Here is a 10,943-nt window from a genome sequence, read left to right as displayed (position 1 = left end):
AGCGGAACGTAAAATAGATACGGATCGTGAGATCAAAGAGAGCTTAAAAAAATATCCGAATGCTGTAACCAGAACAGTGTCTGTTACGGAGACGGTAGTCGTGCCTCCGCTACCGCCAGCGCCCTATACGGATCCGGAAATGGATTCCTTTACCTTTAAGACTATAGCAGGTGGAATTTCAACGGTGAACGAAAAAAGGCGGGATCCTGTCGCTATTTATGAGGTGCCTGCATTACCTGAAGGAGCAGGTTTTCAGAGCGAAGTGGAGTATGAGGAGGGATTGTCCAGGGTATCGGAGACTTTTGCTGCAGAACCAGGTACCCCTGAATTTGAGGAGTTGTTGGTTTTACTTCCTTTGATCAGGGAATTTGAAAATTACAAACTGAAGTTTCCTGTGCTTCATAATTTTGAAATTGTTAAAGACAGGTTGGAGATGTTTAAAATGAAGCCTACAGATTTACCCGCTATAGATGGGGGTGAAGAACAGATAAACCTGTTTCTTTCTGGCCAACTGGAATTATCTGACGAAATTGTTGGCCAGATGTTTAAGGTTCTTTTTATCCGGATTCCGGTTGGTGATAAGAGGTTTTCCTTATGAGAGGTAACTATATAGAGCGTGTAACATACCGGGGTAATGCTGCGTCATATGGGCGGGTATAGATTTAGCTGCTACTTGTTTATAGTCAGAACTGTTTTATATTCAGAACTTATTTAAATCCTTGTCAAATGAATAAAGGTTTCCGTTTTCTTATCGCTTTTTGCCTTATTGCGCTCTGTTTCGTTTCTGTTGTTCATGCGCAGGATACTGTGCTAAATGTGGGTCCCAAGGGTAAGCTGGATTCTTTACATTCAACGATACTGAACCAGGAGCGGATGATACAGGTATTTTTGCCAGCGGATTATAAGCCGGGTAGTGCGGATAAGTATGATGTTCTGTATGTGCTGGACGGGGGCAACTGGAATACTGGTTTGATCAAAAACGTACAAAAGTTTGTGGAAGGAGAAGGCTTTATGCCATCTACGATTATTGTGAGTGTGATGGGGATAGACCGGAATAAGGAACTGACGCCTACGCATCTAGACAGCTGGAAAGGCTCCGGAGACGGAAATAAGTTTTTGGGTTTTATCAAAAATGAGCTGATTCCTTATGTGAATAAAAATTATCCTTCCAATGGAGATAATACGCTTTGGGGGCATTCTCTCAGCGCGATGTTTGTGGTGTATACGCTGTTAAACGAACCCGATCTTTTTAAATCTTATATCGCGGTTGATCCCAGTATGTGGTGGGACAATTCTTATGTAGCTAAAATGGCGGTGAACAAACTGCCTGCGTTGTCTGATCAGAACAGGACGCTTTTTATAGCTGGGCGGCAGGATGCGCTTAGAGATATGAGAATTGATACACTGGAAACGATTTTGAAAAAGGCAGCACCTGCAAGCCTTAAATGGAAACTCAATGTATATACGGGGGAAACCCATAGTTCTGTGCGGATGAAAAGCAGCTATGATGGTTTGAGGTTTACTTATGAGGGGCTGACCAGCAATATCCAGATCCATCCGATGAGTGGTATTGTGCTGAAAAATAAACCTTTTCCGATTATATTCTTAGGCGATACGAACCAGGTGCATTATACGATTGACGGAACGGTGCCTACCTTATCCTCGCCAAAGTCTCATTTTGAAATTAAGGTAACCGGACCTGCCGCAGTGACCTATAAATCCTTTGGCAACCGGAGCCGGTATGATCAGCTGACCAAAGGCATTTTTACGACAGAAAAGATGCGTGCGGCGAGTTCCAGTCCTGGTAATTTGCAACAGGGAGGTTTTAACTATGCGTATTATGAAGGTAATTGGGATAAGATGCCTGATTTGAAAAACTTAAAACCGGTAAAAACGGGAATTACAGATAAAAATTTTGATCCTGAAAAGCTGCCTCGTCAAAACAATTATGCCCTGGTTATTGATGGGCTGTTCGAAAGTAAAGAAGAGGGCTATTACCTGTTTTTCTTCACGGCAGACACTGGTTCAAAGCTTTATATAGATAACAAATTGATGGTCACCTGGGATGGAGGTTATACCAAGAGAGATTACTCTTGTATAGTGCCTATGTCAAAAGGATTTTATCCGTTCCGGATAGAATATTTCCATAAAAACCCGGATTTTAAATTGAACTGTACTTATATGGCGCCCAGCGCGATGACGACGAAGAATACGGTGCAGATCCCGGTTGAACAACAGTACGGAAAGAAACCTTAATGATAAAGTACCCCCAAAAAGCATTTGAATTCTGGGGGTACTGTAATTAGAAAGCGCCTAGTTCTGCCAGGGATGCAAATTGCAATCCATCATATGCCGACTTAGCAATGATCTTAAAGTAACGTACGGTTTTAGTGCTGGTGAAGTTAAAATATTGAGGACCATTGGAGTTTGCGGCAACAAAATTACCTTCTGAGGTAAAGGCCGTTCCATTTGTACTCGTTAATATTTCAAAATCTTTAACCGCTCTCTGTAAACCGCTTCTTTGTGTTAAACTGATTCCTTGTAAAGTCTTTTGAGCTGCCATGTCAATAACAATTTCATGAGGGTAGGAGGCCGCTGTTCCAGACCAGCGGGAGTGCCAGTAGGTAGATGGATTGTCATCAATGACGGCATTCGCCCTGCCGCTGACCGGCCCTTCGCCCGAGGTTTCCTCTGAGCTGAATGAAGCAACCAGCCAACCCAATTTGCTTAGTTCATTTCTGCTGGAAAAGCTGAGCACCGGAATATTATTTACAAATGCGTAGTCGTAGGAACTCTGGCTGATTGTTCCATTTTCATGCACCAGGCGGATCCTCAATTCATAGGGATTGCCATCTTTGTACTTAAATTCACTCACTGGCATTTCTACATAAAAGCTGTCTGTTCCTATGGTCTTAGACTCCCAGGTTACCGCATTGTAATCGTGGTTTACGCCTCTTCCTTCGTTATTCACATCGGGATCATTATAGTACAAAATGCTGTTCACTTTGGTGTCCGTTTTAAAACGCCCCGAAAGCACAATTGCCTGTTTAGAAGAGGAATATTGCGCATGTATCTTCGTTATGCCAGCGTTTACAGTTCCATAATAAGTTTTGCTGTCGTTGTTGAAAATCTGGTTCGCATTTAAGGTGGCTGCATCAGCTGCGGTTAAAAAAGTAGGAGACTTACCTAAAGTTCCATTTCCAGCCCACATGAGTGCCATCCCTTTATTTGGATCGTTATTTTCAGAAACCTTCTGGCAATTGTGCGGCAAATTTAATCCATGTCCAAGTTCATGTACCATTCCGCCGAACCAAACGCTAAAGCGATTTCCCAAAGCATCTGTTTTACCCAAATTGGCAACGTCCATTTCTTCATAATCCAGTGCATAACACCAGGTGCCCGTACCAAAAAAAGGACCACCACTTGGGTTGCCATCAGGTTTGATCAGGTAGCGGGGTAAAATAATTAAGAAGTGGTCGCTGGTTTTATCTTCCGGATGCGCAGTAAAATAACTATTGACTTCGCTCTTCACATTATTCGCACCTGTATCGTAGGAGTAATCCGCTTTGCCTTTAGTACCATAAATCGTTATAATTTTGACGTTTGTTCTGTTGGCATCCACATACATTCCAAAAGTTTTGTTGGAATAACCATTTAAGCTCATTTGATTTTTATACCAGTCCTGGGTCCAGATCATCAAGGCACTTAAACGGCTTTGATAATTGGCAACAGGGCTTACATCATTTGGCACAAAATACACGAGGTTCAGGTTCCTGGCTTTATCGGATGTAAATGTTCCGGGCGTTGGTCCAGACACTGAAGGTCCTGTGGCCGTGCTTTCGGTCTTAACTGCATTAGGAGCAGACTGAACAATTTCCTTTTTACAAGCGGAAACCGCCAGACTGCCCATCAATAATAAACTAACAATTTTCTTCATAGGTATATTTGATTAGTATTTATAGACGTTCACTTCGGCCAGGTGTGTCGATTTCGCAGCAGCAGTTCTGGCCTCCAGCATGGTAATTCTGATGTACCTGTAGGACGCTGGAGTTATCGGATAGCGTTGAAATGTTTTTACAACAGGGTCCATGGTCAGGTTCTTTCCTAAGGATACCCAGTTGGTATTATCGGTGCTGCCCTCGAGATCAAAGCGGATAAAGCCATTGCTGTTGTTTTGTCTGGGTGCAAGATCAATCCGGGTAACAAAATTCTCCTTTTTCATGTCAATGATCAGCCAATGTGGATAAGGAGGTTCAGATCCCGACCACATAGAATGCCAGTAAGTGCTGATGTCGCCATCAATTGCCGCTCCGGCCCTGCCATTCACTGCACCTTCGCCCGTTAATTCTTCGGTGTCAGCAGTAGCTGTCCAGCCGGTTTTTGAAGCCAAGGTTTCAGCCAGTTTGGGTGCTACAATTAAAACCGTTTTTACTGTTGGATTAATCGTATAACCCGAAGCATTTTTGATGCTGATGGGCAGCAGGTAATCTTTAGCGGAATCAAATTTTCTGGAGAAATATTTTAAGGTTACAAAATTAGAAGAGACATCTCCTTTAGGGATACTCACATTTAGATTATCCAGCGTGTAAGCATCGGCGGGGAATTTTTCGTATAAAGCCAATCCGTTGTTTTTCCGGATCACATTCAAACTGTCAAATGCACGATTGTCTATTTCAAAAGTTACATTTATAGCGTTAGCGGGTAAGCCGAGGGCGCCGTATTGCGCGTTAAACTTAAATGTTCTGGCATCATCCGAATAAGGGAAAATGTTCAAATTCTGCAAGCCTGTATTTGCTCTGGCAACAAAAATTGCTGCATTTAATTTTGAGTCTGTTTCTTCTGAATAGGAAGTATTCTTTTTACAAGCGGAGAAGGCTAAAAGGAATACCGGCCAAATTAAAAAGCGGTTCTTTATATTTTTAAGATACATGGAGTTTAAATTAAAGGGTTAGTATCCAGGAAACTGAACGAGTTGTTTGTTCCTGTCCATCTCATTTTGTCCGTAAGGAAGGAAATAGAATTTACGCTGCCATGCGGCTCTGGTAAAGGCTACAGTACGCACATGGAAATTTGGATCGGATAAGCTGGTCCCTGCATCCATATTCATCCCGTAAAAAGCTCCGCCTTGATTTGATCCGGCTTGATTTGGGATTTTCCAGCGGCGAACGTCATAAAATCTGTGCCCACCTTCGTAACACAATTCTATCCTTCTTTCCAGCCTGATTTGTGTGCGTAGATCTGATTGCCCTAAATCGCTGGTTAGCGCTGGTAAACCGGCCCTGCTCCGCACTAAGTTCAGGTATTTCAATACATCTGAATTTCCGGGATCGCTCTCATTTAAGGCCTCTGCATAGTTCAAGTACAATTCTGCCAGTCTGATCAGCATGGCAGGCCTTGTTACTGTAACTGAAGGGCTCATGCTAAAAGTTGGATGGATATTTTTCCTGGCGGTGTAACCTGTTTTCGGCCAGTCGCGGGGTGCGCCAGCTTTGCCCGATGTTCCTGAGTTAAAGAACTCCACCCTGGCATTATTCGCACCGGTTTTTGCTATCCCTGGGTTTACGGCTCCATTAAAGGTCACATCGGCATAAAAACGGGGCTCGCGGTTGGTGTACATCGTATTGGTGCCTGCTACATAATAATCGGTAGCGGTAGAAGTGTAGGTGTTTTCTTTATAAGCTGCACTTGAATTGATATTTGACCCATCGGCCATCCGAAAATCATCTACCAGGCTTTGTACTACACCAAGGCCGTTGTAAGCGGTTCCCTGCGTAGAGCGTGGCGCTGCTGAAGATTCCCAGGAGCCGGAGATGGCGGTAGAAGATCTTAACCATATGCCTTCTGCTTTCCAGCCATTCCAGAATAAATCTCTGCAGGATAAGAAGGCGGCTTTAAAGGGGTTGGCATCAGTGGCTTTGTATAAGGATTTTCCATTGGCTTCGGCAAGATCAATCGCTGCTTTTGCGGCATCGGCTGCATTTTTCCATCTTGCAGCATTGTAAGTTTGATTGAAGAGTTGTTTGCCGTCCAGGTTTCTAAAGTCTGATAATTCTGTGTTTCCGTTAAACAAAGGACTGGCATGGTACAATAAGATCTGGGATCTTACCGCACCTACAATGATCTTATTGATGCGGCCTGCTTTTGTCACGTCCAGATCGGTCGTACTTCCGGTGATGAAATTGTTGAGTGGTAAATTACTCTCTGCTTCTGTAATCTGAGCCAGAACAAAGGCTACGCATTCGTCCCAGGAGCTTCTTGGAATTTGAAAATTATCTTCGGGAGTGGCTGATTTTAGTGGTGAGATGACCACCGGGCCCACTTGTTTCATGAGTAACCAATAATAATAGGCTCTTAAAAACTGTGCTTCGCCTTTATATTGTTTGATCAGGTCGGCGCCATTTACCAGTGCTTTTATCTCTTCATTGTGGTCTACATTTTCCAGGAAAATGGTGCATAACCTTATTTTTTCATAATAGGCATTTTGACCTGAAGGATTTGCATCCGCATTGATGGCACCACTGTTTAAAGCGGGGTTGGTCCAGTTGCTGGCATCCATTTCATCACAGGTGATCGCGCTGGTAAAATTATAGGGCATATCCCAGGGATCTGGAATGGATGCATATAAGCCGGTTAACCATTTTTCTGTTTGAGCCCTGTTTTGAAATACCCCGTCAACGGTAACCAGGTTATCAGGAACGGCATCAAAAAAGCCCTTTTTACAACTGGTTGGAAGCAGAAGCACCAGGCATAAAGCAGTCAGTACCCTTAGTTTTATCTTAATCGTTTTCATGATTTCTTACTATTGAAAATTAACACGTAGACCTAAATTATAAGTGGTGATGTTGGGATAGGTAGCGCCCCGGCCATCGCCAAGTTCCGGATCCCAGAACTTCCACTTCGAAAAGGTAAGCAGATTGGTTCCGTTCGTGAAAATCCTGATTTTCTTAATGGCTGCTTTCTTCATCCATTCTCCTTTGAGCGTATAACCAAGCTCGGCACTTTTCAAACGAAGATAATCGGCTCTCTGGATCCACCAGGTGCTGGTATAGTAATTTGTCGTGGCATCCTGATTGGTCGATAAACGCGGATAAAAAGGCCGTGGATTTGGATTGTCGGGTGTCCATCTGTCCAGTATCTGCGTATACATGTTGCCATAGCTGGAGCCCTGAGAGAATGGGGTAGTACCAAAACCACTGGCATAATTGAAATCAACTAAGGCTGCTCCCTGGAAAAATAAAGCGATATCGAATCCCTTAAAACCGCCGCCAAAGTTTAACCCGTAGATAATACGTGGTGTAGCACCATAACCAATAGCGGTTTGGTCATTACTGTTGATGATGCCATCGCCATTTAAGTCTTTATAACGGATGTCTCCCATTCTGACATCGCCCGATTGTACAGCGGCGTTATCAATTTCATCCTGACTTTTGAATAAACCCATGGCGATATATCCAAATCTTTGGCTGATGGGCTGCCCGATACGGTTTAGATAATCATATCTCCAAGGCGGCTGACCGTCATAAAGTGCAAGGTTTTTATTGTAATTAAAGGTTCCCCTAAAACTGAAAAAGCTCTCGTTTCTAAAGTTCTTGGTGTAATTCAAGGTCAGATCGATCCCTTTGTTGTTCGTTTTACCGATGTTGTTATAAGGGATATTGCCAATGGTGAAACCGGAGTTGTAAGGGATAACATAATTCGGCAGCAATATGCCTTCACGTCTTTCTTTGAACAGCTCTACGATTAATTGTAAATCGTTCTTTAAAAAGTTCAATTCTATACCCAGGTTGTTGCGGTAAGAGCTTTCCCATTTAACATCTCCGCCGATACGCGATTCATTATAGCCGGTCCCGTTTTGTATGGAGCCCGGTTCGCCAAAGGAATAAGAACCTGAAGAACCTAAGGTGGTGAGGTAAAGGAATCTGAAATTGGCGTTGTTCACCGCTGCGTTTCCGGATGCACCGTAACTGTAGCGGAGTTTAAAATAAGAAACTACGTCTTTAAGCGGCTCGAACCATTTCTCATTGGAGACAATCCAGCCTGCACCTATGGCAGGGAAAAATCCATATCTTCTGCTGGGAATAAAGGCATCGGAGCCCGAATAAGAGGCACTTACCTCGGCAAAGTATCTGTCTTTATAACCATAACTTACCCGTCCGTTAAAATTTCGCTGACGGTAAGGAATGGCCGCTTTGTAGCCGTAATTTTCAACGTTGGCTGTAGCATCTGTATAGTTTGACTGGTTAAATAATAACAATCCGCCAATATCGTGATCGCCAAATTTATTAGAGTAGTTCAGGGAACTTTCTGTGTAAAACCTTTTATCACCATATCGCGAGGTGCCGAAAGCCAGATCGTTTGTGCCTGGTGTGGTAATCTGCGTAATTAAATTTCCGTTGGCATCGCGTCCGGTTGCCCAATAGGTTTGCAATACGCGGGCACGGGTGTAATTGATGTAATTGTTTAAATCAAACGCAAACATGGTAGAAAAATTTAAGCCTTTTACAATCATGCTTAAATCTTGTGTGGCCTTGATGTTGGAACGGATGGTACTGGTCGAATTATTGGTGATACCCGATTGGGTAAGCGCCATATAAGGGCTAAATAAAGTACCCGCCAGCTGTGGCCATTGTCCGTTGGAATAACGTGCAGGTATCACATGTGGAGCTGATGCAGTGGCGAGTGCAAAAATTTCGTCGGTGCCGTAATTCGGTTGGTTCCTGGTGCCTACATAGCCGTTAATTCCCAAGGCCAGTTTGGTGGTTTTGGTTACATTGACATCCACGTTACTGGTAAAATTGAACCGGTCATAGGATAATTTGGCGTCGTAGCTCTGGATATTATCTGTTTTAAATAAACCTGTTTCTCCAAAATATCCCACGGAAATGTAATAGGTAGAACTCTCGGAACCCCCGTTCACGTTTAGTGTTGCACGTTTATTTTGTCCTTATTTATTAAATAAGACATCGTACCAATTTACATTAGGGTATAAATCCGGATCGACTCCACTTGCTGTTTTATCGATCTGTGTCTGGGTGTACAGCGGGGTTCTTCCACGCATGGTTAAACCTTCATTATACAGCTGCATAAAATTAGGCCCATCAATGAATTTAGGCAGATCGGTAAATTTATTGATGGCCTGGTTCAGCTCAGCGTTAATCTGAGGTTTGCCGGATTTACCCTTTTTTGTATTGATGATGATGACACCATTGGCACCACGTGTACCGTAAATGGCTGTGGAGGCCGCGTCTTTTAAGATCGTAAAACTTTCCACATCTTCCGGGTCGATGTTGTTGATGCTCCGGTCAGGAACACCGTCTACCACTAAAAGAGGGGCTTGCGGGCTGGAAGCAAATGTTCCAATACCCCTGATAAAAATGGACGTTGCATCTGCTCCGGGAGCTCCACTTCTGGTATAGGCCACCACACCTGCCATACGGCCGGCAATGGCAGAGGAAAGATCCCGGACAGGGAGTTTTAATTCCTCGGGCTTGATGGTTACCTGCGCGCCAACCAGGCTGGTTTTCTTCTGTTTTCCATAGGCAACAATCGCAATTTCCTGTAAACTGCCATCTTCAGGTTCTAAAGTAATATTGATATCAACCTTATTTCTTACCGGAACAGATTGTTTCTTGTAACCAATAAAAGAAAACTCTAAATTGTCGGTCGGTTCTACATCAATAGAGTATTTACCATTTTCGTTAGTCACTGTTGTTTTACTGGTACCGGTTACGTGTACGGATACACCGGGTATTGGTTTTGAAAGCTCATCTTTCACTGTACCGGATACTTTATAAAACCTTTTTTCTTTTTCCTGGACAGGTTTTACCGTTTCCTTTTTTGAAATCATGAATTGATTTGCAGAAACTTTTCTGAATTCATAATTCGATTTTGATAAAAAATTCCTGATGGCCGTCTCGATCTGGTCTTTTGGCATGTTCAACAGGGCCGCATCGATCTGCAGGCTGTTTACTTCAGGTTGGTTGCTCACCACATTCATCTGATATTTATTGAACAGTACTTCTACTGCATCTTTAAAGATTAAACGTGGCGGGTGATTTTTTTTCGCCGGAGCAGACTGGTGGGCATAGTTGCCGTCTGCCAATGCCGGCATTTTCTGGAATGGACTACCTGCATAGCTATTGTTTAGCCATAGGAATGCCATTCCTGTTACAAAGAGTAAAGGTCTTATCTTCATTTAGTTGGTTTTGGTTGGATTTTTTTGTTTGTAGGAAAGCGTTTTTTTAATTCATGCGTTTCATCATAGGCGGTTCGGTTTTATGGTAATGGTATTTTGCTGTTTTACAATAGAGGCGGATAACATTGGTTTGAGCAGTTCCAGGAATTCCTGCTCTGTTTTGGCCACCACTCTGCCCGAGAGGCGGATATTTTTAAATTGTTCGGGCTGGTCAATTTTTACGGTAACGTTATAGGTCAGCTCCAGTAATTCCCGTATTTCTTCAATACTGGTGTTGTTAAATTCATAGTTTCCAGTCATCCAGCCTTTATAGAGGCTGGCATTCACGTTTGAAGGAATTAACTGCTTGTTTTTAAGCAAAACCCTGTTGCCCGGATGTAGGGTGGTTACCTGGTTCTTAGTTTCTACCCTGACTACGCCTGTGTTAACTACAACACCTTCTTCCTCTCCGTGCTGCTGTACATTAAAGGAGGTTCCTAACACGCTGATGCTCAACGCAGCCGTTTTAATGGTAAAAGATTTCCTGTTTCCATGGCTATCCAATTGCTTGGCAACCTCAAAAAAGCCATCTCCTTTTAAATCGATGATCCGGCTTACCTGAACAAAGTTTGAAGGGTAATGAATGGAACTCCCCGGTTTTAGCCAGACCTGCGAATGATCGGGCAGAAGCACCTTTTTCATGACCTCATTCTTCGCCACCTGAACGGTGATCCATGTTGAGTTGTCCTGCCTGGAATACAACAGGGCT

7 protein-coding genes and 1 pseudogene are annotated in these 10,943 nt (G+C 43.3%); 2 read left to right on the top strand and 6 right to left on the bottom strand.

The features are described 5' to 3' along the window. Together VNZ46_RS14015 and VNZ46_RS14010 are read left to right on the top strand one after the other, a co-directional pair. Nucleotides 1-598 (top strand): hypothetical protein (locus VNZ46_RS14015; RefSeq protein WP_325560712.1); only part of this gene is annotated, 598 nt, incomplete at its 5' end. Nucleotides 599-726: 128 nt separating this feature from the next. Continuing rightward, complete coding sequence (locus VNZ46_RS14010) at nucleotides 727-2,256, top strand: alpha/beta hydrolase-fold protein (RefSeq protein WP_325560711.1); 1,530 nt, start codon at nucleotides 727-729, stop codon at nucleotides 2,254-2,256. 46 nt (nucleotides 2,257-2,302) lie between these two features. Here VNZ46_RS14010 and VNZ46_RS14005 read toward each other — a convergent pair whose 3' ends face one another. From VNZ46_RS14005 to VNZ46_RS13980, 6 genes and pseudogenes are all read right to left on the bottom strand, one after another. Continuing rightward, a complete protein-coding gene (locus tag VNZ46_RS14005) occupies nucleotides 2,303-3,937 on the bottom strand; it encodes a discoidin domain-containing protein (protein WP_325560710.1) in 1,635 nt (544 codons plus the stop codon). 12 nt (nucleotides 3,938-3,949) lie between these two features. Beyond that, nucleotides 3,950-4,930 (bottom strand): discoidin domain-containing protein, encoded by a 981-nt coding sequence (locus VNZ46_RS14000; RefSeq protein ID WP_325560709.1) that lies wholly within the window; start codon nucleotides 4,928-4,930, stop codon nucleotides 3,950-3,952. Nucleotides 4,931-4,948: 18 nt separating this feature from the next. Beyond that, nucleotides 4,949-6,790 (bottom strand): RagB/SusD family nutrient uptake outer membrane protein, encoded by a 1,842-nt coding sequence (locus tag VNZ46_RS13995; RefSeq protein WP_325560708.1) that lies wholly within the window; start codon nucleotides 6,788-6,790, stop codon nucleotides 4,949-4,951. A 9-nt stretch (nucleotides 6,791-6,799) separates the two neighbouring features. Continuing rightward, nucleotides 6,800-8,926 (bottom strand): annotated as a pseudogene (locus VNZ46_RS13990) (SusC/RagA family TonB-linked outer membrane protein); the annotation flags it as partial. 18 nt (nucleotides 8,927-8,944) lie between these two features. Further along, a complete protein-coding gene (locus tag VNZ46_RS13985; protein WP_325560707.1) occupies nucleotides 8,945-10,195 on the bottom strand; it encodes a carboxypeptidase-like regulatory domain-containing protein in 1,251 nt (416 codons plus the stop codon). 63 nt (nucleotides 10,196-10,258) lie between these two features. After that, nucleotides 10,259-10,943: FecR family protein (locus VNZ46_RS13980; RefSeq protein WP_325560706.1), on the bottom strand; the 685-nt coding region annotated here is incomplete at its 5' end.

This window comes from Pedobacter sp., from assembly GCF_035566355.1.
Taxonomy (GTDB): Bacteria; Bacteroidota; Bacteroidia; order Sphingobacteriales; family Sphingobacteriaceae; genus Pedobacter.
This window is presented reverse-complemented; position numbering and strand designations above follow the sequence as displayed.

What these genes read in the sequence shown, in the direction of transcription:
- VNZ46_RS14010 (WP_325560711.1), top strand. Translation starts at nt 727, where the DNA reads ATGAATAAAGGTTTCCGTTTTCTTATCGCTTTTTGCCTTATTGCGCTC.
- VNZ46_RS14005 (WP_325560710.1), bottom strand. Translation starts at nt 3,937, where the DNA reads ATGAAGAAAATTGTTAGTTTATTATTGATGGGCAGTCTGGCGGTTTCC.
- VNZ46_RS14000 (WP_325560709.1), bottom strand. Translation starts at nt 4,930, where the DNA reads ATGTATCTTAAAAATATAAAGAACCGCTTTTTAATTTGGCCGGTATTC.
- VNZ46_RS13995 (WP_325560708.1), bottom strand. Translation starts at nt 6,790, where the DNA reads ATGAAAACGATTAAGATAAAACTAAGGGTACTGACTGCTTTATGCCTG.
- VNZ46_RS13985 (WP_325560707.1), bottom strand. Translation starts at nt 10,195, where the DNA reads ATGAAGATAAGACCTTTACTCTTTGTAACAGGAATGGCATTCCTATGG.